20 protein-coding genes are annotated in these 23,391 nt (G+C 60.7%); 14 read left to right on the forward strand and 6 right to left on the reverse strand.

Going from position 1 to position 23,391, the window contains the following annotated elements:
• Positions 1-4 precede the first annotated feature (4 nt).
• On the forward strand, positions 5-2,470 hold the full coding sequence (locus J1G33_RS09310) for a penicillin-binding protein 1A (RefSeq protein WP_223017974.1): 2,466 nt from the start codon (positions 5-7) through the stop codon (positions 2,468-2,470).
• A gap of 207 nt (positions 2,471-2,677) precedes the next feature.
• Here the strand turns inward: J1G33_RS09310 and J1G33_RS09315 are convergent, their stop codons facing one another.
• From J1G33_RS09315 to rpmE, 3 genes are all read right to left on the reverse strand, one after another.
• Entirely contained in the window at positions 2,678-3,946 is a 1,269-nt protein-coding gene (locus J1G33_RS09315) for a malic enzyme-like NAD(P)-binding protein (RefSeq protein WP_005784034.1), read from the reverse strand.
• A gap of 182 nt (positions 3,947-4,128) precedes the next feature.
• Positions 4,129-4,935, reverse strand: coding sequence for a thermonuclease family protein (locus J1G33_RS09320; protein ID WP_078820088.1), 807 nt, complete (start codon positions 4,933-4,935; stop codon positions 4,129-4,131).
• A gap of 14 nt (positions 4,936-4,949) precedes the next feature.
• Positions 4,950-5,183 carry a 50S ribosomal protein L31 gene (gene rpmE / locus J1G33_RS09325; RefSeq protein ID WP_005784030.1) on the reverse strand — a complete coding sequence of 78 codons (234 nt, stop codon included), beginning with the start codon at positions 5,181-5,183 and terminating at the stop codon, positions 4,950-4,952.
• 215 nt (positions 5,184-5,398) lie between these two features.
• Between rpmE and J1G33_RS09330 the strand changes: the two genes are divergently transcribed.
• From J1G33_RS09330 to J1G33_RS09375, 10 genes are all read left to right on the forward strand, one after another.
• A complete protein-coding gene (locus J1G33_RS09330) occupies positions 5,399-7,618 on the forward strand; it encodes a primosomal protein N' (RefSeq protein ID WP_223017975.1) in 2,220 nt (739 codons plus the stop codon).
• Between the two features lie 205 nt (positions 7,619-7,823).
• Entirely contained in the window at positions 7,824-9,560 is a 1,737-nt protein-coding gene (argS, locus tag J1G33_RS09335) for an arginine--tRNA ligase (protein ID WP_078820087.1), read from the forward strand.
• A gap of 1 nt (position 9,561) precedes the next feature.
• Positions 9,562-10,263 (forward strand): SPOR domain-containing protein, encoded by a 702-nt coding sequence (locus tag J1G33_RS09340; RefSeq protein WP_005784023.1) that lies wholly within the window; start codon positions 9,562-9,564, stop codon positions 10,261-10,263.
• Positions 10,264-10,521: 258 nt separating this feature from the next.
• Positions 10,522-11,052 (forward strand): ATP-dependent protease subunit HslV, encoded by a 531-nt coding sequence (hslV, locus tag J1G33_RS09345; RefSeq protein WP_003171209.1) that lies wholly within the window; start codon positions 10,522-10,524, stop codon positions 11,050-11,052.
• Positions 11,053-11,089: 37 nt separating this feature from the next.
• A complete protein-coding gene (hslU, locus tag J1G33_RS09350; protein WP_003171208.1) occupies positions 11,090-12,427 on the forward strand; it encodes an ATP-dependent protease ATPase subunit HslU in 1,338 nt (445 codons plus the stop codon).
• A gap of 149 nt (positions 12,428-12,576) precedes the next feature.
• Complete coding sequence (locus J1G33_RS09355; RefSeq protein ID WP_078820086.1) at positions 12,577-12,954, forward strand: DUF971 domain-containing protein; 378 nt, start codon at positions 12,577-12,579, stop codon at positions 12,952-12,954.
• 249 nt (positions 12,955-13,203) lie between these two features.
• The gene (gene phaC, locus J1G33_RS09360; RefSeq protein ID WP_032878321.1) at positions 13,204-14,883 is read left to right on the forward strand and encodes a class II poly(R)-hydroxyalkanoic acid synthase; all 1,680 of its coding nucleotides are present in this window, start codon (positions 13,204-13,206) and stop codon (positions 14,881-14,883) included.
• A gap of 161 nt (positions 14,884-15,044) precedes the next feature.
• Complete coding sequence (gene phaZ, locus J1G33_RS09365; RefSeq protein ID WP_005784015.1) at positions 15,045-15,890, forward strand: poly(3-hydroxyalkanoate) depolymerase; 846 nt, start codon at positions 15,045-15,047, stop codon at positions 15,888-15,890.
• Positions 15,891-15,980: 90 nt separating this feature from the next.
• The gene (gene phaC, locus J1G33_RS09370) at positions 15,981-17,663 is read left to right on the forward strand and encodes a class II poly(R)-hydroxyalkanoic acid synthase (protein WP_223017976.1); all 1,683 of its coding nucleotides are present in this window, start codon (positions 15,981-15,983) and stop codon (positions 17,661-17,663) included.
• A 27-nt stretch (positions 17,664-17,690) separates the two neighbouring features.
• The gene (locus J1G33_RS09375; RefSeq protein WP_005784011.1) at positions 17,691-18,311 is read left to right on the forward strand and encodes a TetR/AcrR family transcriptional regulator; all 621 of its coding nucleotides are present in this window, start codon (positions 17,691-17,693) and stop codon (positions 18,309-18,311) included.
• Between the two features lie 174 nt (positions 18,312-18,485).
• Here J1G33_RS09375 and J1G33_RS09380 read toward each other — a convergent pair whose 3' ends face one another.
• The 3 genes from J1G33_RS09380 to J1G33_RS09390 all read right to left on the reverse strand — a co-directional run bounded on the left by J1G33_RS09380 (position 18,486) and on the right by J1G33_RS09390 (position 20,237).
• Positions 18,486-19,433 (reverse strand): phasin family protein, encoded by a 948-nt coding sequence (locus tag J1G33_RS09380; RefSeq protein ID WP_223017977.1) that lies wholly within the window; start codon positions 19,431-19,433, stop codon positions 18,486-18,488.
• 12 nt (positions 19,434-19,445) lie between these two features.
• A complete protein-coding gene (locus tag J1G33_RS09385; RefSeq protein ID WP_032878324.1) occupies positions 19,446-19,868 on the reverse strand; it encodes a phasin family protein in 423 nt (140 codons plus the stop codon).
• A 93-nt stretch (positions 19,869-19,961) separates the two neighbouring features.
• Positions 19,962-20,237 (reverse strand): polyhydroxyalkanoic acid system family protein, encoded by a 276-nt coding sequence (locus J1G33_RS09390; RefSeq protein ID WP_032878325.1) that lies wholly within the window; start codon positions 20,235-20,237, stop codon positions 19,962-19,964.
• 145 nt (positions 20,238-20,382) lie between these two features.
• Between J1G33_RS09390 and ubiE the strand changes: the two genes are divergently transcribed.
• The 3 genes from ubiE to ubiB are packed head-to-tail and all read left to right on the forward strand — an operon-like array spanning position 20,383 to position 23,377.
• On the forward strand, positions 20,383-21,153 hold the full coding sequence (ubiE, locus tag J1G33_RS09395) for a bifunctional demethylmenaquinone methyltransferase/2-methoxy-6-polyprenyl-1,4-benzoquinol methylase UbiE (protein WP_003171186.1): 771 nt from the start codon (positions 20,383-20,385) through the stop codon (positions 21,151-21,153).
• The gene (locus J1G33_RS09400; protein WP_005784000.1) at positions 21,153-21,776 is read left to right on the forward strand and encodes an SCP2 domain-containing protein; all 624 of its coding nucleotides are present in this window, start codon (positions 21,153-21,155) and stop codon (positions 21,774-21,776) included. Before ubiE ends, J1G33_RS09400 begins: the two co-directional genes overlap by 1 nt.
• Positions 21,773-23,377 (forward strand): ubiquinone biosynthesis regulatory protein kinase UbiB, encoded by a 1,605-nt coding sequence (ubiB, locus tag J1G33_RS09405; protein WP_005783998.1) that lies wholly within the window; start codon positions 21,773-21,775, stop codon positions 23,375-23,377. Before J1G33_RS09400 ends, ubiB begins: the two co-directional genes overlap by 4 nt.
• Positions 23,378-23,391 lie beyond the last annotated feature (14 nt).

Below are 23,391 nucleotides of genomic sequence, written 5' to 3' on the forward strand. Positions count from 1 at the left end.
AGCCTTGATTCGTCTGCTGAAGTTTTTCGGGTACTCCATTGTCGCGATCGTCTGCGGGCTGCTGCTCGTACTCAGCGGGGCCTACCTCTACCTTAGTCCGGGTTTGCCCTCCGTAGAGGCCCTCAGAAGTATCCAGTTGCAGATTCCTTTGCGGGTCTACAGCAGCGACGAAAAACTGATCGCGGAGTTCGGCGAAATGCGCCGCACACCGATCCGTTTCGCCGACATTCCACCCAATTTCATCAGTGCATTGCTGTCGGCAGAAGACGACAATTTTGCCAACCACTACGGCGTCGACCCCAGCAGCCTGGTGCGTGCGGCCACGCAGTTGGTAAAGAGCGGACACATTCAATCCGGCGGCAGCACCATCACCATGCAGGTGGCGAAGAACTTCTTCCTCACCAGCGAGCGCAGTTTTTCGCGTAAAGCCACCGAGATCCTGCTGGCGCTACAGATTGAACGCCAACTGACCAAGGACGAAATCCTCGAGCTGTACGTCAACAAGATCTACCTGGGCAACCGCGCCTACGGCATTGAGGCCGCCTCCCAGGTCTACTATGGCAAATCGATTCGTGACGCCAGCCTGGCGCAGATGGCCATGATCGCCGGCCTGCCCAAGGCGCCGTCGCGCTTCAACCCGCTGGCCAACCCGGCGCGCAGTAAAGAACGTCGCGACTGGATCCTGGGGCGCATGTACAAGCTGGGCAAGATCGACCAGGCCGCTTATGAAAGCGCCGTGGCCGAGCCGCTGAACGCCAGCTATCACGTGCCGACGCCGGAAGTGAATGCACCGTACATCGCCGAAATGGCCCGCGCCGAAATGGTTGGCCGTTATGGCAGCGATGCCTACACCGAAGGCTTTCGCGTGACCACGACGGTTCCGAGCAACTTGCAGGAAATCGCCAACCACTCCGTACACGAAGGCTTGATCACCTATGATCAACGTCACGGCTACCGCGGCCCCGAGTCGCGCCTGCCGGGCAAGACCCTGAGTGCCTGGACCACCGAACTGGGCAAACAGCGCTCGATCAGCGGCCTGGAGCCGGCCATCGTCACCGAGGTGACCAAAGACGGCATTCAAGTGCTGACCCGCGCCGGTGAAGCCCACGTGGCGTGGGACAGCATGAAATGGGCGCGCCCGTTCCTGAACACCAACAGCATGGGGCCGATGCCCAAGCAGCCGTCCGACGTGGCCAAGGTGGGTGATTTGATCCGCGTGCAACGCCAGAAGGATGACAGCCTCAAGTTCAGCCAGGTGCCGGTCGCCCAAGGCGCCCTGGTATCCCTCGATCCGCAGAACGGCGCAATCCGCGCTCTGGTAGGCGGTTTTGCCTTTGAGCAGAGCAACTACAACCGTGCGATACAGGCCAAGCGCCAGCCGGGTTCAAGTTTCAAGCCATTCGTCTACAGCGCCGCACTGGACAACGGCTACACCGCCGCCAGCCTGGTCAACGACGCACCGATCGTGTTTGTCGATGAATACCTGGACAAGGTCTGGCGGCCGAAGAACGACACCAACACCTTCCTCGGCCCGATCCGCATTCGCGAGGCGTTGTACAAGTCTCGCAACCTGGTATCAATCCGCCTGCTGCAGGCCATGGGCGTAGGCAAGACCATCGACTACATGACGCGCTTCGGCTTCGCCAAGTCGGACTTGCCGCCCAACCTGTCCCTGGCGCTGGGTACCGCAACCCTTACGCCGATGGAAATCGCCACTGGCTGGAGCACCTTTGCCAACGGCGGCTACAAGATTGCGCCGTACCTGATCGACAAGATCGAAAGCCGCAACGGCGACACCCTGTTCACCGCCAACCCACCACGGGTACCCGGTGATGTGGTCAATGGTGTGGCGGCAACCGATGGTCTCGCAGCACCAGGCAACGGCGGCATTACCATCGAGCCCACGCCAGGCACAGCGCCGGACGCAAACGCTCCCGCAACGACCGAGCCGCAAGCGCCAGCGGTTGCCGAGCGCATCGTGGATGGACGCACCACCTATATCCTCAACAGCATCCTGCAGGACGTGATCAAGAAGGGCACCGGCCGCCGCGCACTGGCCCTGGGCCGTGCGGATATCGCGGGTAAAACCGGTACCACCAACGAGTCCAAGGATGCCTGGTTCTCCGGCTACAACGGCGACTACGTGACCACGGTATGGACTGGCTACGACCAGCCGGAAAGCCTGGGCCGCCGTGAGTTTGGCGGCACCGTCGCACTGCCGATCTGGATGAGCTACATGGGCGCCGCGCTCAAGGACAAGCCGCTGCACACCCAGCCTGAACCGGAAGGCATCCTCAGCCTGCGCATCGACCCGGTGAGTGGACGTGCGGCGTCGCCGAGTACGCCGAATGCGTACTTCGAGCTGTTCAAGAGCGAAGACACGCCGCCGTCAGTTAACGAGTTGGGCAATGGCGTGGCACCGGGCAGCCCGCTGCCGGCGGATGAAGGCGCGCCGATCGATTTGTTCTGACCCGATCCAAGACGCAACATAGATCCAAATGTGGGAGGGGGCTTGCTCCCGATGGCGGACTGTCAGTCAATGAATATGGCGACTGATACACCGCCATCGGGAGCAAGCCCCCTCCCACATTTGACCTCTATAGGCTTCAAGAGAATTGCCATAAAAAAAGCCCCGACTCATTCGAGCCGGGGCTTTTTGTTGGTGCGCTATAACGGCTTAGCCGTTGAACACATCATCCACGCTTTGCAGCGGGTAGTTCTTTGGATACGGCAGGGTTGCTACACCGGTCTCGATCGCGGCCTTGGCCACGGCATCGGAGATCAGGGTGATCAGGCGCTTATCCATTGGTTTTGGAATGATGTACTCACGACCGAATTCCAGCTTGGCACCACCGTAGGCGTCGCACACATCCTGAGGCACCGGCAGCTTGGCCAGTTCACGCAGGGCGTTGGCAGCCGCTACTTTCATTTCTTCGTTGATGCGCTTGGCGCGAACGTCCAGGGCACCACGGAAGATGAACGGGAAGCCCAGTACGTTGTTGACCTGGTTCGGGTAGTCCGAACGGCCGGTAGCCATGATCACATCGCTACGGGTGGCGTGAGCCAGCTCAGGCGAGATTTCCGGATCCGGGTTGGAGCAGGCGAACACGATCGGGTTCGGCGCCATGGATTTCAGGCCTTCGGCGCTCAGCAGGTTCGGGCCGGACAGGCCGACGAACACGTCGGCACCGTCGAGGGCGTCAGCCAGGGTGCGCTTGGAGGACGGGTGGGCAAACATCGCCTTGTACTGGTTCAGGTCGGTACGCTCGGACTGGATCACGCCCTTGCTGTCGACCATGTAGATGTTTTCCAGCTTGGCGCCCATGCTGATGATCAGCTTCATGCAGGAAATGGCCGCAGCACCGGCGCCCAGGCAGACGATCTTCGCCTCACCCAGGGTTTTGCCGGCGATTTCCAGGGCGTTGATCATGCCGGCCGCGGTAACGATCGCGGTGCCGTGCTGGTCATCGTGGAATACCGGGATGTCGCACTGTTCGATCAGGGCCTTTTCGATCTCGAAGCACTCAGGTGCCTTGATGTCTTCCAGGTTGATGCCACCGAAGGTGATGGAAATGCGCTTGACCGTGTCGATGAAAGCCTGCGGGCTCTCGGAATCGACTTCGATGTCGAAAACGTCGATGCCGGCAAAGCGCTTGAACAGCACGCCTTTACCTTCCATGACTGGCTTGGAAGCCAATGGGCCGAGGTTACCCAGGCCAAGGATCGCGGTGCCATCGGAAATCACTGCAACCAGGTTGCCCTTGCCGGTGTACTTGTACGCCAGTTCTGGGTCACGGGCGATTTCACGTACGGGCTCGGCAACACCAGGGCTGTAGGCCAGCGACAGGTCGCGAGCAGTGGCAGTGGCTTTGGTGAGCTCTACACTCAGCTTTCCTGGACGAGGATGGGCATGGTATTCGAGAGCGGCAGTTTTCAAATCAGACATATCGGCATTCCGCTTTTACTGTTGGTCGACGGACCGCCGAGGATACGCGTGTCGCAAAGTCCCTACAAGACTGGGCAGTCACAGGTGTCAAGGGCCCTGGGCTACGACTTTTGGCCAAGAGCCACGGGATACAAGGGCTCAACTGTTCACAATCGGAATAAAAAATGTCTACAATTTTTTATTCAAAGCGTCGATTTCAGCATGCCGGGATCGGTTATTGGCAGGAGCCAGCGTGATTGACCTCTTTTCAAACCACCACGGCGGGAGCGATCCTGCACCCAGCCGCGCGCTTCAATAGTGCGACCTTGCAGACCATTGAGCATGGCCGGATCGAACTGACTGATCAGTTCGGGGGCAATACGTAATACCAGTGAACCCTGGATTTCAATCCAGATGCCACCGCGATTGCGCTCGATCTTGCTGACCCGGCCAGTTACCAGCGCAAACCCGGAGCGCTTGAGTTGTGCCACCGTTTGCACCGGCGATTGGCGCCACAGCCCCAGGCGCGCCTGGCGGGCGCTGTTTTCCGCCGCCTGCTGGCAGGTGGCGAGGTCTACATTCGGCGCCACCCCCACCTGGAAGCCCAAGCCCTCGGCGAGCAATTGCGCTTCCAGGTTCTCGCCATTGGCGCCATAGAGGTGGGCCAGGGTGCGGCCGTAATGATCCTTGCCCTCGCGGCCAGGCACCAAACCGACACGCCCATCACTGGCCTGCACCAACGCTTGTAGACGCTGGCGGGCGGCGACGGCAAACGGCTCGTCAGTACGACCCTTCTTGCCGGTTTCCGGCGCATTGAGGCCGATCATCCGCACGCTGCGGCCATCCTTGAGGCGTACGGTGTCGCCGTCCACCACGCGCTGCACTTCTACTCGCGCCACGGAAGCGGGTGCCGGGCAGAATACCGCGGCCTGGGCGGTTGCCAGCCAAATCCCGGGCACAAAAAAGGCGCCCACAAGGGACGCCTTTTTCAACAGCTGGCAAAAGCCCATAAGGCTTTTGAGCCTTACTCTGCTGGAGTAGCAGCAGGCTTCTTGCCGAAAGCACCAAAGCGATCTGCGAAGCGCTGTACACGGCCGCCGGTGTCCAGAGTTTTCTGCTTACCGGTGTAGAACGGGTGGCACTCGTTGCATACGTCAGTACCCAGTGGCTTGCACAGGTTCGAACGAGTTTCGAACTTGTTGCCGCAGCTGCAGGTAACTTCGATGGTTTCGTACGCTGGATGGATATCGGCTTTCATGGCACTTCCTCGGGCTAGCGTGCCGCCACTCGACACTATTGTCGAATACCGCACGTAATTAGGCCGCGGATTCTACCAGACCTTTTTAAACGCGCAAGCGGCGCTACTGACCAAAAACCTCCTTTCATCAGAAAACCATGGCATACCCAAGCCCTCCCCGCTCTGCTAGGCTCGCGCCCCTGCACCACTGCCTGCCTTTATATGAGATGCCCCGCGTGCCCGACGCCATTTTGCGCCTAGCCCTGCCCTCCCCCCTGCGCCGCCTGTTCGATTACCGGGCCCCGGCTGGAGTGCTGCGGACGCAGTTGCAGCCGGGGATGCGCGTGCGTGTGCCGTTTGGGCGCAGGGAAATGATCGGCATTCTGGTGGAGGTCACGGACCACAGCGAGGTCCCGGCGGAAAAGCTCAAGCCGGCCCTGGCCATCCTCGACACCACACCGCCACTGCCGCCGGCACTGTTCAAGCTGTGCCTGTGGACTGCGCAGTATTACCAGCACAGCTTGGGCGATACCTTGAGCTGGGCGCTGCCGGTGCTGCTGCGCCAGGGCGAACTGGCCGAAGCGCGCCAGGAGCGTTTCTGGTCGATGGTGCCCGGCGCGCGCCTCGACGACCCGCGCATCGCCCGCGCCCCGCGCCAGCGCGAAGCCCTGGCCACATTGGCCCAGCACCCCCATGGCGTGGCCCACCAGTTGTTGAGCAAGCTGATGCTGAGCAAGGACAGCCTCGACCTGCTGCTGGCCAAGGGACTGGTGCAGGTGGAAATCCGCAAGCACGCCCCAGACCCACGCCACGAACATTGGCTGGCACAGCCGGAGCTGCCGCTGAACCCCGAGCAACGCGCTGCCTATGAGGCGATTCGCGCCGGTTTCGACAGCTTCCACGCCTTCCTTCTGGCTGGCGTCACCGGCAGCGGCAAGACCGAAGTGTATTTGCAACTGATCCGCGAAACCCTGCAGGCCGGCAAGCAGGCACTGGTGCTGATCCCGGAGATCAACCTGGGCCCACAGACCCTGGCGCGTTTCGAGCAGCGCTTCAACGCGCGCATCGCCCTGGTGCACTCAGCGGTCAATGACCGTGAGCGCCTGGAGTCGTGGCTGGCAGCGCGGGACGGCGAGGCAGACATCATTATCGGCACCCGTTCGGCGCTGTTCACCCCAATGAAAAACCCCGGGCTGATCATCATCGACGAGGAGCACGACGGCTCCTATAAACAGCAGGAAGGCCTGCGTTACCACGCCCGCGACCTGGCGCTGGTACGCGCACGTCAGGAAGACATCCCGATTGTGCTGGGTTCGGCCACGCCGTCCCTGGAAAGCCTGCATAACGCCTACACCGGCCGCTATGGCCTGCTACGCATGAACGAGCGCGCCGGCGGCGCCAAACAACCGCGCTTCCTGCGCCTGGACGTGAAAAGCCGCCCGCTGGACAGCGGTATTTCCGGTCCGATGCAACAGGCCATCGGCCAGACCCTCGCCGCGGGCCAGCAAGTATTGGTGTTTCTCAACCGTCGCGGCTTTGCCCCGACACTGCTGTGCCATGACTGCGGCTGGATGTCCGAGTGCGAGCGCTGCGATGCGCGCATGACCGTGCACCAGCGCCACGGCGAATTGCGCTGCCATCACTGCGGCCATGTAGAGCGGGTGCCACGCCATTGCCCGCAGTGCGGCAAGGTCGACCTGCGCCCGGTAGGAGCCGGCACCGAGCGCGCCGAAGAGCGTCTGGGCATTCTGTTCCCGGATTACCCGGTGCTACGGGTCGACCGCGACAGCACGTCGCGCAAAGATGCAATGAACCAGTTGTTTGCCACCATTCAGAAAGGTCAACCGTGCATTCTGATCGGCACGCAGATGCTCGCCAAAGGGCACCACTTCCCACGGGTGACCCTGGTGTCGATCCTGGATGCCGACGGCGGGTTGTTCTCCGGGGATTTCCGCGCCAGCGAACGCATGGCGCAGTTGATCGTGCAGGTGGCAGGGCGCGCCGGACGCGCCGAAGAGCCGGGCAAGGTGATTATCCAGACGCACCTGGCCGACCACCCGCTGCTGATTCAACTGACGGAACAAGGCTATTTTGCCTTCGCCGAGCAGGCCTTGAGTGAACGCCGCGCTGCCGGCTTGCCACCCTTTGCGCACTTGGCGTTGCTGCGTGCCGAAGCCCACAAACCCGGCCAGGCCGAAGGTTTCCTCGATCAAGCCTGCAGCGTTGCTGAACGCTTGCTGGGCGAGTTGGGCCTGACCGGTATCGAACTGCTCGGCCCTGTGCCTGCGCCCATGGAGCGGCGTGCCGGGCGTTATCGGGCTCAGCTACTCTTGCAGGCAACCTCCCGTGCGCCGCTGCATCGACTGCTAAGTAGCTGGATGCTTGAGCTGGAGCAAATGCCCAGCGGCCGGCAGGTGCGATGGTCGTTAGATGTAGACCCGGTAGATTTATATTGAGGGTAATTACGTCATCGCAGGCAAGCCAGCTCCCACATTATGAAATGTGCCCCCCCCTTAAATGTGGGAGCGGGCTTGCCCGCGAAGAGGCCCGCAGGTCCGCCATCTAGTCTGAACGGTTGGCAAGCTCGCCCTCGCCACGGATAATGCCCAGTTTTTCCACCTGCGCATCGCGCGCCGCCGCTTGCGGTCGAAAGAGAACACCATGAAAGACACCATTCGCCAGCTGATCCAACAAGCCCTCACCCAACTCGTCAACGAAGGTGTGTTGCCTGAAGGCCTGTCGCCGGCGATCCAGGTGGAGAACACCCGCGACAAGACCCACGGCGACTTCGCCAGCAACATCGCGATGATGCTGTCCAAGCCGGCCGGTATGAAACCCCGCGACCTGGCGGAAAAAATCATTGCCGCGCTGCCGGCTGACGCCAGTGTCACCAAAGCCGAAATCGCCGGCCCGGGCTTTATCAACTTCTTCCAGAACACCCAGGCCTTGGCTTCGCGCCTGGACGCAGCCCTGGCCGATGCCAAAATCGGCGCACACAAGGCTGGCGACACCCAACGCGTGGTCATCGACCTGTCGGCGCCGAACCTGGCCAAAGAGATGCATGTCGGTCACCTGCGCTCCACCATCATCGGCGACGGTGTGGCGCGGGTGCTGGAGTTCCTCGGCGACACCGTGATCCGCCAGAACCACGTCGGCGACTGGGGTACCCAGTTCGGTATGTTGATGGCCTACCTGCAGGAAAACCCGATCACCAGCAACGAGCTGGCCGACCTGGAGAACTTCTACCGCGCCGCCAAGAAGCGCTTCGACGAATCCGAAGAGTTTGCCGACCGCGCCCGTGGCCTGGTGGTCAAACTGCAAGCCGGCGACCAGGAATGCCTGGCGCTGTGGAACCGCTTCCGTGAGATTTCCCTGTCCCACTGCCAGGAAATCTACGAACTGCTCAACGTGAAACTGACCATGGCCGACGTGATGGGCGAAAGCGCCTACAACGACGACCTGATCAACGTGGTCAACGACCTCAAGGCCAAGGGCCTGCTGGTCGAGAGCAACGGCGCGCAGTGCGTGTTCCTCGAAGAATTCAAGACCGCCGACGGCGAGCCGCTGCCGGTGATCATCGTCAAGGCCGATGGCGGCTATCTCTACGCCACCACCGACCTGGCTGCCGTGCGCTATCGCAGCGGCGTGCTCAAGGCCGACCGTGCGCTGTACTTCGTCGACCAACGCCAGGCCCTTCACTTCCAGCAAGTGTTCGAAGTGGCCCGTCGTGCCGGCTTCGTCACCCACCCGATGCACATGGAACACATGGGTTTCGGCACCATGAACGGCGCCGATGGCCGCCCGTTCAAGACCCGCGACGGCGGTACCGTAAAGCTGATCGACCTGCTGACCGAAGCCCAGGAACGCGCCTACAGCCTGGTGAAGGAAAAGAACCCGGAGCTGGCCGAGGCCGACCTGCGCAATATCGCCCGCGTGGTGGGCATTGGCGCAGTGAAATACGCCGACCTGTCCAAGCACCGCACCAGCGACTACAGCTTCAACTTCGACCTGATGCTCAACTTCGAAGGCAACACCGCGCCGTACCTGCTGTACGCCTACACCCGCGTGGCCGGCGTATTCCGCAAGCTGGGCAAGGACTTCAGCGAAGTCGAAGGCCAGATCGCGCTGGACGCCGCCCACGAACAGGAACTGGCGGCCAAGCTCGCGCAATTTGGCGAAGTGCTCAACAGCGTTGGCGAAAAAGGCACGCCGCACATCCTGTGCACCTATTTGTACGAAGTGGCCGGCCTGTTCTCCAGTTTCTACGAGAACTGCCCGATCCTGACCGCCGACGACGAAGCCCAGAAACAAAGTCGCCTGCGCCTTGCCGCATTGGCTGGACGCACCCTCAAGCAAGGCCTGGAACTCTTGGGCCTGGAAACTCTGGAGCGTATGTAAGTTGGCTGCCAAGAAAAAACCTGCACCCAAACGCGGCGCCAGCCGTTATCAGGCCCCGGCGAAGCAGCCGATCCCGGGCTGGCTGTGGATGGCCATCGGCCTGACGGTCGGTGCCTTCGTTGTGTTTCTGATGAAGCTGGAGCCTGGCCAGGGCGATGACGTCAAGCGCGTCAAACAGGAGCAGCAGAAGGCCACGAAAATTGCCGAGGCCAACAAGACTGCGCCAAGCCCGACCGCACCGGTGAAGCCGAAATACGACTTCTACACGCTGCTGCCGGAATCGGAGGTGATCGTGCCGCCCGACGCCGTGCCGGAGAAAACCCTGCCGACCCCGCAAGTGCCGACCACGCCCGTAACCCCAGCGGAAGCGGCGAAAATCGATACGGCTCGCGCCCAGGCTGCACTGGCCGGCATCACTCCGCCGCCAGCACCGCCAGTGGCAGCGACCAAGGCCGCGCCTGTGACCAAGTTCTTCCTGCAAGCCGGCTCGTTCCCGAAACAGGCGGATGCCGATCGTGTGCGTGCACAGATCATTCTGTTGGGCCAATCGGTCTCGGTTGAGTCCGGCACGGTGAAGGACGCGACCTGGTATCGCGTATTGGTGGGGCCGTTCAGCAACCGTGAGCAACTGACCGTGGCGCAGAAACAATTGGCCGGGGCCGGGTTTAGCAATCTGTTGTTACAACAGCGCCAGAGCCGCTGATTTCGAAGACATAGCAGGGCTAATGTGGGAGGGGGCTTGCCCCCGATGGCGGTATATCAGTCAATATATTCAGCGACTGACACACCGCGATCGGGAGCAAGCCCCCTCCCACATTTGGTTTTGCGGTGTTCTTGAATAGGTGTCGGATCAATAAACACCACTCGTCCGCGCACCCGTCCTACGGTTGAAATCCCCCCCGCCACCCCCATATGAGTTCTCATCAGGGCATTTTCGCCCCGCTGCGTGGAGACTCTCCCCTTGACCACCATCGTTTCAGTACGTCGCCACGGCAAAGTCGTCATGGGCGGCGACGGCCAGGTTTCCCTGGGCAACACCGTGATGAAAGGCAACGCGAAAAAAGTGCGTCGCCTGTACCACGGCCAGGTACTTGCCGGTTTCGCAGGCGCTACCGCCGACGCCTTTACCCTCTTCGAACGTTTCGAAGGCCAGCTTGAGAAACATCAGGGCCACCTGGTGCGCGCCGCTGTCGAACTTGCCAAAGAATGGCGCACCGACCGCTCCCTCAGCCGCCTGGAGGCCATGCTCGCCGTCGCGAACAAAGACGCTTCCCTGATCATCACCGGTAACGGCGATGTGGTAGAGCCCGAACATGGCCTGATCGCCATGGGTTCCGGCGGTGGCTATGCCCAAGCGGCAGCCAGTGCGCTGCTGAAGAAAACCGACCTGTCGGCCCGTGAGATCGTCGAGACCGCTCTGGGTATCGCCGGCGATATCTGCGTGTTCACCAACCACAACCAGACCATTGAGGAGCAGGACCTCGCCGAGTAAGCCGTAGGCTTATTCCCGCTTGAGGCCGCCAGACACTATGTCCATGACCCCCCGCGAAATCGTCCATGAACTCAATCGCCATATCATCGGCCAGGACGATGCCAAGCGCGCCGTTGCCATTGCGCTGCGTAACCGCTGGCGCCGGATGCAACTGCCCGAAGAACTGCGCGTTGAAGTAACCCCCAAGAACATCCTGATGATCGGCCCGACCGGTGTCGGTAAAACCGAAATCGCCCGGCGCCTGGCCAAATTGGCGAACGCCCCGTTCATCAAGGTCGAAGCGACCAAGTTCACCGAAGTCGGCTACGTGGGCCGTGATGTCGAGTCGATCATCCGCGACCTGGCCGATGCCGCCCTGAAGATGCTGCGCGAACAGGAAGTGACCAAGGTCAGCCACCGTGCCGAAGACGCAGCGGAAGAGCGCATCCTCGACGCCCTGCTGCCACCGGCCCGCATGGGTTTCAACGAAGACGCCGCACCGTCGTCGGATTCCAATACTCGCCAGCTGTTCCGCAAGCGCCTGCGTGAAGGCCAGCTGGATGACAAGGAAATCGAGATCGAAGTGGCTGAAGTGTCCGGCGTGGATATTTCTGCCCCGCCTGGCATGGAAGAAATGACCAGCCAGTTGCAGAACCTGTTCGCCAACATGGGCAAGGGCAAGAAGAAAAGCCGCAAGCTCAAAGTGAAAGAAGCGCTGAAGCTGGTGCGCGACGAAGAAGCCGGCCGCCTGGTCAATGAGGAAGAACTCAAGGCCAAGGCCCTGGAAGCGGTCGAGCAGCACGGCATCGTGTTTATCGATGAGATCGACAAAGTGGCCAAGCGTGGCAACTCCGGTGGCGTCGATGTATCCCGCGAAGGTGTGCAGCGTGACCTGTTGCCGCTGATCGAAGGCTGCACAGTCAACACCAAGCTGGGCATGGTCAAGACTGACCACATTCTGTTTATCGCTTCCGGTGCGTTCCACCTGAGCAAGCCAAGCGACCTGGTACCCGAGCTGCAAGGCCGCCTGCCGATTCGTGTGGAACTCAAGGCACTGACACCTGGCGACTTCGAGCGCATCCTCAGCGAACCCCACGCCTCGCTCACCGAGCAGTACCGTGAGTTGCTGAAAACCGAGGGCCTGGGTATCGAGTTCCAGGCGGACGGTATCAAGCGTTTGGCGGAAATCGCCTGGCAGGTCAACGAGAAGACCGAGAACATCGGTGCCCGACGCCTGCATACCTTGCTTGAGCGCTTGCTTGAGGAAGTGTCGTTCAGTGCCGGCGACATGGCGGGTGCGCAGAATGGTGAAGCGATCAAGATCGATGCTGACTACGTCAACAGCCACTTGGGCGAATTGGCGCAGAACGAAGACTTGTCTCGTTATATCCTGTAAGCCTCACACAGAACTGCTTTGCTTCAAATGTGGGAGGGGGCTTGCTCCCGATGGCGGTGTATCAGTATCAGATGAGCTGACTGACACACCACCATCGGGAGCAAGCCCCCTCCCACATTTTCAAGCCGGTTTATTCAGGAGCATCCCATATGGTCAAGTTTCCTACTGCAGTAAACCTGCACAAAACCTCCAATACCCTTGGCCTGACTTACGGGCCGGATGAAACCTACCAACTGCCCGCCGAATTCCTGCGGGTTCACTCGCCTTCGGCCGAGGTTCAGGGCCACGGTAAACCCATCCTGCAATTCGGCAAGCTCAATGTCAGGTTGACCCAGGTCGAACCGGCCGGCCAGTACGCACTGAAATTGACCTTCGATGACGGCCATGACAGCGGACTGTTCACTTGGGACTACCTCTACCAGTTGGCCGTACGTCAGGACGCGCTATGGGCCGACTACCTGGCCGAGCTCAAAGCGGCCGGAAAAACCCGCGACCCGAGTGAGTCGGTCGTGCGGCTGATGCTCTAGCACAGGCATCTTGGTCTTTAGAGCGCATTTTCTAATTTCATCTGCTTGAATGCCCTGTCGCGTGGCCAATGATCGGCCCGCTTGCGAAAAAAAATAAACTCGGGTAACCAATGGAGCTGGCAAGTTCCCTGCATTTGACGATGCGGTATCAACGGTCACCCGGGTCGCAGTACCAGGCTGGTGTCGTGTATCGAAATTGGGTGCGCAGCAATCGCCGGTACTCGTCTTTCGGACAATGGAGCGTCGTAGATGAGTAACAAGAATAACGATGACTTGAAACGCCAGGCCTCGGAAAACACCCTGGGGCTGAACCCGATCATCGCGTTACGCAAAAAGGATTTATTGGCCTCGGCCAAGATGGTGCTGACCCAAGCCATCAAGCAGCCGTTGCACAGCGTCAAGCACGTCGCCCACTTTGGCGTCGAGTTGAAGAATGTGATGTTCGGCAAATCCCAACTGGTGCCTGAAGGCGATGACCGTCGCTTCAACGACCCGGCCTGGAGCCAGAACCCGCTCTACAAACGTTATTTGCAGACTTACCTGGCGTGGCGCAAGGAACTCCACGACTGGATCGACGACAGCAACCTGCCGGCACAAGACATCAGCCGTGGCCACTTCGTGATCAACCTGATGACCGAAGCCATGGCCCCCACCAACAGTGCGGCCAACCCGGCGGCGGTCAAGCGCTTCTTTGAAACCGGCGGCAAAAGCCTGCTCGACGGTTTGTCCCACCTGGCCAAGGACATGGTGCACAACGGCGGTATGCCGAGCCAGGTCAACATGGGCGCCTTTGAGGTCGGCAAGACCCTGGGCACCAGCGAAGGTGCGGTGGTGTTTCGCAACGATGTGCTGGAGCTGATCCAGTACAAGCCCATCACCGAGCAGGTACACGAGCGCCCACTGCTGGTGGTGCCGCCGCAGATCAACAAATTCTACGTATTCGACCTGTGCCCGGAAAAGAGCCTGGCGCGTTTCTGCCTGCGCAATGGGCAACAGACCTTTATCGTCAGTTGGCGCAACCCCACCAAGGCCCAGCGCGAGTGGGGGCTCTCTACTTATATCGAGGCGCTCAAGGAAGCGGTCGATGTGGTCACAGCAATTACCGGCAGCAAGGACGTGAATATGCTCGGCGCCTGCTCCGGTGGCATCACCTGCACCGCACTGCTGGGCCACTACGCGGCGCTGGGCGAGAAGAAGGTCAACGCCCTGACCCTGTTGGTGAGCGTGCTGGACACCACCCTGGACACCCAAGTGGCACTGTTTGTCGACGAGCAGACCCTGGAAGCGGCCAAGCGCCATTCCTATCAGGCCGGCGTGCTGGAAGGCCGCGACATGGCCAAGGTGTTTGCATGGATGCGCCCCAACGACCTGATCTGGAACTACTGGGTCAATAACTACCTGCTGGGCAACGAACCGCCGGTGTTCGACATCCTGTTCTGGAACAACGACACCACCCGCTTGCCGGCCGCGTTCCATGGCGACCTGATCGAACTGTTCAAGAACAACCCACTGGTACGCGCCAACGCCCTGGAAGTGTGCGGCACGCCCATCGACCTCAAGCAGGTCACTGCCGACATCTACTCCCTGGCCGGCACCAACGACCACATCACGCCGTGGCAGTCGTGCTACAAGTCGGCGCAGTTGTTCGGTGGCAAGGTCGAGTTTGTGCTGTCCAGCAGTGGGCATATCCAGAGCATCCTCAACCCGCCGGGCAACCCCAAGGCGCGCTACCAGACCAGCGAGGGCTTGGCCGGCAATGCGCTGGAATGGCAGGAAAATGCGACCAAGCACACCGACTCGTGGTGGCTGCATTGGCAGGTGTGGCAGGCGGAGCGGGCGGGAAAACTGAAAAAAGCCCCGACGACATTAGGTAATAAAACCTATGCCGCCGCCGAAGCGGCGCCGGGTACCTATGTACATGAACGCTAGGCATTTTTTGTAATTGAAATGAGTTCAGATGTGGGAGCGGGCTTGCTCGCGAATGCGGTGTATCAGTATCAGATGTGCCAACTGAAATACCGCATTCGCGAGCAAGCCCGCTCCCACATTTTTGATCGCATTCCGGCTGTAACACTTCACAGGGCTTGAGCATGGCGCAACCGTTCATCTTCCGTACCATCGACCTGGATGGCCAGACCATCCGCACGGCGGTACGCCCGGGCAAGCCGCACTTGACCCCGCTGCTGATCTTCAACGGCATCGGCGCCAACCTTGAGCTGGTGTTCCCGTTCGTCCAGGCCCTGGACCCGGACCTGGAAGTGATTGCGTTCGATGTGCCCGGCGTTGGCGGTTCCTCGACGCCGAAGCGGCCCTATCGCTTCCCCGGCCTGGCCAGGCTCACCGCGCGTATGCTCGATTACCTCGACTACGGCCAGGTGAACGCCGTGGGTGTGTCCTGGGGCGGGGCACTGGCGCAGCAGTTCGCCTATGACTACCCGGAACGCTGCAAGAAGCTGATCCTGGCGGCCACAGCTGCCGGGGCCTTTATGGTGCCGGGCAAACCCAAAGTGCTGTGGCTGATGGCCAGCCCCCGGCGTTATATCCAACCCTCCCATGTGGTGCGCATCGCGCCGATGATTTATGGCGGCTCGTTCCGCCGCGATTCGAACCTGGCCGCCGAACATGCGAGCAAAGTGCGCTCGGCTGGCAAGCTGGGTTACTACTGGCAATTGTTCGCCGGGCTGGGCTGGACCAGCATTCATTGGCTGCACAAGATTCGCCAGCCCACCCTGGTATTGGCCGGGGACGATGACCCGCTGATCCCGCTGGTCAACATGCGCATGCTCGCCTGGCGCATCCCCAATGCGCAGTTGCACATCATCGATGACGGGCACCTGTTCCTGATCACCCGGGCTGAAGCCGTGGCGCCGATCATCATGAAGTTTCTCGAAGAGGAGCGCTTGCGCGCAGTGATACATCCGCGACCGGCGGTGTGAAGGACCACACCACCGCGCAAGTTGCCAGGAACCGACTATGGTTCTGGATTGGCGTGCCTGCTTGATGTCTTGACGAAGGAGTGTTGGCTCATGCGACAAAGACCCGTGACGAACCCGGCGCCCACCCCCGCTGCGTTCATCAACGCACAAAATGCGATCACCGGCCTGCGCGGCCGCGACCTGCTGTCAACCCTGCGCACCGTCGCCGCGCACGGGCTGCGCAACCCGGTGCACACCGCCCGCCACGCCCTGGCCCTGGGCGGCCAACTGGGCCGTGTGCTGCTGGGTGAGACCGTGCACGAGCCCAACCCCAGGGACAATCGCTTCAGCGACCCCACCTGGAAGCTCAACCCGCTGTACCGGCGCAGCTTGCAAGCCTATCTGAGCTGGCAGAAACAGACGCGGCAGTGGATCGATGACAGCACCCTCAGTGACGATGATCGCGCGCGTGCGCAGTTCGCCTTCGCCCTGCTCAACGACGCCGTCTCCCCTTCCAACACCCTGCTCAACCCGCTGGCGATCAAGGAGTTGCTCAACTCCGGCGGCAACAGCGTGGTGCGCGGCGTGAGTAACCTGTTCGAAGACCTGCTGCACAACAACGGTTTGCCCCGCCAGGTCAGCAAACACGCCTTCGAAGTCGGCAAGACGGTGGCGACCACGCCCGGTTCGGTAGTGTTTCGCAACGAACTGCTGGAGCTGATCCAGTACAAGCCCATGAGCGAAAAACAGTACGCCAAGCCGCTGCTGGTGGTGCCGCCGCAGATCAACAAGTACTACATCTTCGACCTCAGCCCGGCCAACAGCTTTGTGCAATATGCCCTTAAAAATGGCCTGCAAACCTTCATGATCAGTTGGCGCAACCCGGACGTGCGGCATCGCGAATGGGGCCTGTCCACCTACGTGGCGGCGCTGGAGGAGGCACTGAATGTCTGCCGGGCCATCACCGGCGCCCGCGAGGTCAACCTGATGGGCGCCTGCGCCGGTGGCCTGACCATCGCCGCCCTGCAAGGCCACCTGCAAGCCAAGCGCCAGCTGCGGCGCATCTCCAGCGCCAGTTACCTGGTGAGCCTGCTCGACAGCCAGATCGACAGCCCCGCAACCTTGTTCGCTGACGAACAAACCCTGGAAGCCGCCAAGCGCCGCTCCTACCAGGAGGGCGTGCTGGACGGCCGTGACATGGCCAAGGTGTTTGCCTGGATGCGCCCCAACGACCTGATCTGGAACTACTGGATCAACAATTACCTGCTGGGCAAGGAGCCGCCGGCCTTCGACATCCTGTACTGGAACAACGACAACACGCGCCTGCCCGCCGCCTTGCACGGTGACCTGCTGGACTTCTTCAAGCACAACCCCCTGAGCCATCCCGGCGGCCTGGAGGTGTGCGGCACGCCCATCGACTTGCGCAAGGTCACGGTGGACAGCTTCAGCGTGGCCGGGATCAACGACCACATCACACCGTGGGACGCGGTGTATCGCTCCACCCAACTGCTGGGCGGCGAGCGGCGCTTTGTGCTGTCCAACAGCGGGCATATCCAGAGCATCCTCAACCCGCCGGGCAACCCCAAGGCCAACTACGTCGAGAACCTCAAGCTGAGCAGTGACCCGCGTGCCTGGTACTACGACGCCCGGCATGTCGAAGGCAGCTGGTGGCCGCAGTGGCTGGAATGGGTACAACAACGCTCCGGGGTACAACGCGAAACGCTTACCGCCCTGGGCAACCAGAACTACCCACCGATGGAAGCAGCGCCAGGCACTTATGTGCGGGTGCGTTGAGCTCAACGATCACATTAAGAAGACTGGATGAAGACCCGCGACCGTATCCTTGAATGTGCCTTGCAGTTGTTCAACCACAAGGGCGAACCGAACGTATCGACCATGGAGGTGGCCAATGAAATGGGGATCAGCCCCGGCAACCTCTACTACCACTTCCACGGCAAGGAGCCGTTGGTGCTGGGGCTGTTCGAGCGCTTTCAATGCGAGTTGGCGCCATTGCTCGATCCTCCCGCCAATGCGCAACTGGAGGCCGAGGATTACTGGCTGTTCCTGCACCTGATTGTCGAGCGCATGGCCCACTACCGCTTCCTGTTCCAGGACCTGTCGAACTTGGCCGGGCGCCTGCCGAAGCTGGCCAAGGGCATTCGCAACCTGCTCACGGCGCTCAAGCGCACCCTGGCCTCATTGTTAGCGCGGTTGAAAGCCGCGGGGCAGCTGGTCAGTGACACCCAGGCACTGGGACAGCTGGTGGAACAGATCACCCTGACCCTGCTGTTTTCCCTGGATTACCAACGGATTCTGGACCGTGAGGGTGAGGTGCGAGTGGTGGTGTACCAGATCATGATGCTGGTGGCCCCCCATCTGTTACCGACGGCGCGGAAGGCGACTGAGAAGTTCGCCTTGAAATATCTGGATGACACTGATTAAACATGTGGGAGCGGGCTTGCCCGCGATAGCGTTGGATCAGCCAATGCCTGTATGACTGACACTCCGCCATCGCGGGCAAGCCCGCTCCCACATTGGAAATGCAGCGTTTTTTAGGCTTGCATAAAAAAACGCCCGGTCTTCGCAGACCGGGCGTTTTTTTGTGTCCCGGAAAAATCAGGACTGACTGGATGGCGTCGGGGTGACCAGCGTTGCAGTCGGGGTAGCAGCCGTATGCGTCGGTGCGGACACCGAGTTGGCGGTAGAAGCGGCCGGTGCTGGCGCCGCTGCCGGCTTGGCCGCTGCGGCAGGCTTTGCTGCTGCCGGTTTTTTCGCTACCGCAGGCTTTTTGGCCGCTGCAGGTTTGGCCGCAGGCTTGGCTGCTGGTTTCGCAGCAGCGGGCTTGGCAGCAGGTTTGGCAGCAGCGGTTTTAGCCGCAGGTTTGGCAGCCGGTTTAGCCGCAGGTTTCGCGGCGGCTTTAGCGGCCACTGGCTTAGCGGCAGGCTTGGTGGCCGGTTTGGCGGCAGCGGTTTTAGCCGCGGGCTTGGCCGCAGGTTTCGCAGCGGCTTTGGCTGGTGCTTTGGCAGCGGGTTTTGCAGCCGGCTTGGCGGCGGCTTTAACAAGAGGCTTGGCGGCAGTTTTCGCGGCGGGTTTTGCAGCGGCTGTTTTAGCCGCAGGTTTGGCAGCCGGTTTTGCTGCAGGCTTGGCCGCGGCGGTCTTGGCAGGAGCCGCTTTGGCGCCGGTCAGTTTTTCAATTTGCTTGGTCAAGGTATCGACCTTGCTGTGCAGCGTCTTCAATTCAGCCTTGCTGGGTACGCCCAGTCGCGAAATTGCACTATTGAGGCGCTTGTCGAAGGTTTCTTCCAACTTGCCCCAAGTGTCAGAAATGCTCGACTTGGCAGAACCGGCAGTTGCCTTGGCCGCGTCCACTTTTTTACCGACTGTGCTCTTGGTCAACTTCTCGGCCTTCTCGCCGTCCTTGACCAGAGTCTCGAAGTATTTACCGCCGTCACTGCTAACCTTCGAGTACACGCCTAAACCAGCAAGCCAGATTTTGCGGGAATATTTTTCAACTTCCCCGACCCACGAGCTGCCTTCTTTCTGAGTAGTCTTTTTAACAGCCATCCCGATGTCTCCTTAGTGTTTACGCGCGACACGTTCGAGCAATGCCGTCAGCTCTTCGAGCTTAGCAGAGAGTGTCTCCACGTCATGTTTAGACGCAATGCCGATTCGATTCAAGGCACTTGCAACACGCGTGTCAAAAGCTTTTTCAACTTTATCCAGCTGAACTTCAACCAAGCCCCTGACGCCGGAGACGTTACTCTTTACTTGATCAATCTGACTGTTGGCGGCATCAAGTTGTTCAACTACAACTTTTTTACCTTTACTTTCAACGCGTTGGCCGCTCTTGACCAGCTCTTTGAAGTATTCGCCGCCCTCGCTGCCGACCTTTGCATAGGCACCAAGGCCCGCCAGCCAGATCTTGCGGGCATAGCTTTTAACCTCACTCAGGGGGGTGGTTTGAACGTCGATTTTTTTCTTCAAAATAACTTTGGCCATGGTGCACCTCACGCAAAAAGGGTGGAGGACGGCCCGCAGGAGTTGAGGGCTTGGGCACAAAGTAGGGGTTAAAATTAGAATCGGCACCCTAAGTCAGGCCAACGCCTTATCCAAGGCTTTTTCGATTTCGGACTTGATCGTGCCACTCATGGCCGACATCAACAGGCCGAGTTCTACCTCGATGCGCAGCGTGTCATCGGCCACCGCGACGGTGCCCTTAACCCCGGAACGTTTCAGCTTCAGGGTATCGCCGGCCCATGAAGACTCCACACCATATTTATCCTCGAGTTTGCGCGCCAATTGCTCAGCCTTGGCCCGCGCCTGTTCTTTCCCCAGGGTATGTTCACGCTCAACGGTAATACGGGCCATTGCAATGACTCCTCTTTATAACGACTCGGAACACCCGCCATGCGGCAAATGGCCTCGGTGAGCATCTATCTTACCTGCAGCCTTGCCAAGACAAAGCAGGCCTTGGGGATTATCATGTCCCGCATTCTCTTTTGGTGACAGCGATATGACTGATCAGCGCAAAGGCAGCGATGCCGAACCCACCACTCACTTCGGTTTCAAGAACGTCCCGGAAAGCCAGAAAGCGGAAAAAGTCGCTGAGGTGTTTCACTCCGTGGCGGCCAAGTACGACCTGATGAATGACGTGCTTTCCGGCGGCATGCACCGTCTGTGGAAGCGCTTCACCATCGAGTTGTCGGGCGTACGCACCGGCAACCGGGTACTGGATATCGCCGGCGGCACGGGCGACCTGGCCGCCAAGTTCTCCAAACTGGTCGGCCCCACCGGTCAGGTGGTTTTGGCCGATATCAACGGTTCGATGCTCAAGGTCGGCCGCGATCGCCTGCTCGACAAAGGTGTGGCCGGCAATATCGAGTTCGTCCAGGCCGACGCTGAGAAGCTGCCGTTCCCCGACAACCATTTCGACTGCGTGACCATCGCCTTCGGCCTGCGCAACGTCACTCACAAGGAGGACGCGATCCGCTCGATGCTGCGTGTCCTCAAGCCAGGTGGCCGCCTGCTGGTGCTGGAATTCTCCAAGCCGACCAACGCGCTGATGTCCAAGGTCTACGACACTTACTCGTTCGCCTTCATGCCGCTGATGGGCAAGTTGATCACCAATGACGCCGAGAGCTACCGCTACCTGGCCGAATCCATCCGCATGCACCCCGACCAGGAAACCCTGAAGTCAATGATGGTGGAGGCCGGTTTCGACCGCGTGACCTATCACAACATGACCTCCGGCATCGTTGCATTGCACCGAGGTATCAAACCCTGATGCTGCTCGCAGGCCTTCTCGCAAGCGTCGAACATGGCCTCAACCGTGTTCTGCGCCTGGACAGCACCGCCCTGGCACGGCTCGCGCACTTGAACGGCAAAGTCATTGCCGTCGACTGCCGCAGCCCCGCTGTGCAGCTGTTTATCCTGCCCAGCGATGAAGGCTTGCTGCTCGCCACTCAATGGGCCGCCGACGCCGACTGCACCTTGCGTGCGCCGGCCTCCAGCCTGTTGCACCTGGCGCTGAGCCGCAACAAGACCGCCATCCTCCACAGCCCCGAGGTGGAGCTGGAAGGCGACAGTGCGGTGCTGATGGACCTGGCCGCCGTGCTGCAGGACCTGGAGCTGGATTGGGAATACGAACTCTCGCGCTGGATCGGCCCGGTCGCCACCCAGTTGCTCAGCGGGCACCTGCGCAGCCGCTCGCGCTGGTACCAGCAAGGGTTCGCCAGCCTGAACCAGAACCTCGCCGAATACCTGAGCGAAGAATCGCGCACCCTGGTCGGGCAACGGGAAGCGCAAGCGCGCTTTCGTGAGCTCGACAAGGCCAAAATCGACCTGGAACGCCTCGAGGCCCGCTTCGAACGCCTGAGCCGCTCCCTTGATCCAAGCGATAACGCATGAAGCTGCTCGCCGTCCGCCGTTTGTTTCGTATCCAGCGCGTCGTAATCCGTTACCGCCTCGATGACCTGCTGTTTGCCCTGCCCCTGCCCTGGTTCCTGCTGGCGGTGCGTTATGTGCTGCCGTGGCGCTGGTTCCCGCGCAAACAGCTGGAGCTCAGCCGAGGCGCGTGCCTGCGCCTGGCGTTGCAGGATCTGGGGCCGATCTTTATCAAGTTCGGGCAGATCCTCTCCACCCGCCGCGACTTGCTGCCTGAAGACATCGCCGACGAACTGATGCTGTTGCAGGACCGTGTGCCGCCTTTCGATTCACAGCAGTCGATGGCGTTGATCGAAGAACAACTGGGCCAGAAGATCAGCGAGGTGTTCAGCCGCTTCGATGTCGAGCCCCTGGCCTCGGCCTCGGTCGCGCAGGTCCACGCCGCACAGCTCAAGACCGGCGAAGAGGTGGTGGTAAAAGTCATTCGCCCGGGCCTCAAGCCGATCATCGGCCAGGACCTGGCGTGGCTGTTTATCCTGGCTCGGGCGGCCGAACGTTTTTCTGCCGACGCGCGTCTGCTGCACCCGGTGGATGTGGTCGCCGACTACGAAAAAACCATCTACGACGAGCTCGACCTGCTGCGCGAAGCGGCCAACGCCAGCCAATTGCGACGCAACTTCGAAGGCTCGCAACTGCTGTACGTGCCACAAGTGTATTGGGACTGGTGCCGGCCGAAAGTGCTGGTGATGGAGCGCATCTACGGCGTGCAGGTCACCGACCTGGCCACCCTCGCCGACCAGCGCACCGACATGAAGATGCTCGCCGAACGCGGGGTGGAGATCTTCTTTACCCAAGTATTTCGCGACAGTTTCTTCCACGCCGACATGCACCCCGGCAACATCTTCGTCAGCACCGTCAATCCGTGGAGCCCGCAGTACATCGCGATCGACTGTGGCATCGTCGGCAGCCTGACCCCGGAAGACCAGGACTACCTGGCGCGCAACCTGTTTGCTTTCTTCAAGCGCGACTACCGCCGCGTGGCGCAGTTGCACATCGATTCAGGTTGGGTGCCGGCGGAAACCAAGCTCAACGAATTCGAAGCGGCGATCCGTACCGTATGCGAACCGATCTTTGAAAAACCGTTAAAAGATATTTCCTTCGGTCAGGTGCTGATGCGCCTGTTCCAGACTGCGCGGCGCTTCAATATGGAAGTACAACCGCAGTTGGTGCTGCTGCAAAAAACCCTGCTCAACATCGAAGGCCTGGGCCGCCAGTTATATCCGGACCTCGATCTGTGGAACACCGCGCAACCGTTCCTGGAGCGCTGGATGCGTGAGCGGATGAGCCCGAAGACCATGTTGGGCAACCTGCACAGCCAGTTCGAACAACTGCCGCACCTGGCCAACATGACCCGCGATCTACTGGAGCGCATGTCCCAGCCCCACGCCAAAGACCCCGAGCCGCCTTGGCGCAAGCGCAAGGACGACTGGTTCCTGCGCCTGCTCGGCGCCGCGCACCTGGTGGGCGGTGTGATGCTGGTGATCGGCGGGCCGCTGAATCAACTGGGTCACTGGCCAGCCGGAATCATGGTGGCGGTGGGTGTTTATCTGATCGTGCGTCGATAGCCAATCCGGTTATA

This window comes from Pseudomonas sp. P867, assembly GCF_019891455.1.
Taxonomy (GTDB): Bacteria; Pseudomonadota; Gammaproteobacteria; order Pseudomonadales; family Pseudomonadaceae; genus Aquipseudomonas; species Aquipseudomonas synxantha_A.

Excerpts from the sequence above, each read along its gene's own strand:
- J1G33_RS09315 (WP_005784034.1), bottom strand. The coding sequence starts at position 3,946 with ATGTCTGATTTGAAAACTGCCGCTCTCGAATACCATGCCCATCCTCGT.
- J1G33_RS09320 (WP_078820088.1), bottom strand. The coding sequence starts at position 4,935 with ATGGGCTTTTGCCAGCTGTTGAAAAAGGCGTCCCTTGTGGGCGCCTTT.
- rpmE (WP_005784030.1), bottom strand. The coding sequence starts at position 5,183 with ATGAAAGCCGATATCCATCCAGCGTACGAAACCATCGAAGTTACCTGC.
- argS (WP_078820087.1), top strand. The coding sequence starts at position 7,824 with ATGAAAGACACCATTCGCCAGCTGATCCAACAAGCCCTCACCCAACTC.
- hslU (WP_003171208.1), top strand. The coding sequence starts at position 11,090 with ATGTCCATGACCCCCCGCGAAATCGTCCATGAACTCAATCGCCATATC.
- J1G33_RS09355 (WP_078820086.1), top strand. The coding sequence starts at position 12,577 with ATGGTCAAGTTTCCTACTGCAGTAAACCTGCACAAAACCTCCAATACC.
- phaC (WP_032878321.1), top strand. The coding sequence starts at position 13,204 with ATGAGTAACAAGAATAACGATGACTTGAAACGCCAGGCCTCGGAAAAC.
- phaZ (WP_005784015.1), top strand. The coding sequence starts at position 15,045 with ATGGCGCAACCGTTCATCTTCCGTACCATCGACCTGGATGGCCAGACC.
- phaC (WP_223017976.1), top strand. The coding sequence starts at position 15,981 with ATGCGACAAAGACCCGTGACGAACCCGGCGCCCACCCCCGCTGCGTTC.
- J1G33_RS09375 (WP_005784011.1), top strand. The coding sequence starts at position 17,691 with ATGAAGACCCGCGACCGTATCCTTGAATGTGCCTTGCAGTTGTTCAAC.
- J1G33_RS09380 (WP_223017977.1), bottom strand. The coding sequence starts at position 19,433 with ATGGCTGTTAAAAAGACTACTCAGAAAGAAGGCAGCTCGTGGGTCGGG.
- J1G33_RS09385 (WP_032878324.1), bottom strand. The coding sequence starts at position 19,868 with ATGGCCAAAGTTATTTTGAAGAAAAAAATCGACGTTCAAACCACCCCC.
- J1G33_RS09390 (WP_032878325.1), bottom strand. The coding sequence starts at position 20,237 with ATGGCCCGTATTACCGTTGAGCGTGAACATACCCTGGGGAAAGAACAG.
- ubiE (WP_003171186.1), top strand. The coding sequence starts at position 20,383 with ATGACTGATCAGCGCAAAGGCAGCGATGCCGAACCCACCACTCACTTC.
- J1G33_RS09400 (WP_005784000.1), top strand. The coding sequence starts at position 21,153 with ATGCTGCTCGCAGGCCTTCTCGCAAGCGTCGAACATGGCCTCAACCGT.
- ubiB (WP_005783998.1), top strand. The coding sequence starts at position 21,773 with ATGAAGCTGCTCGCCGTCCGCCGTTTGTTTCGTATCCAGCGCGTCGTA.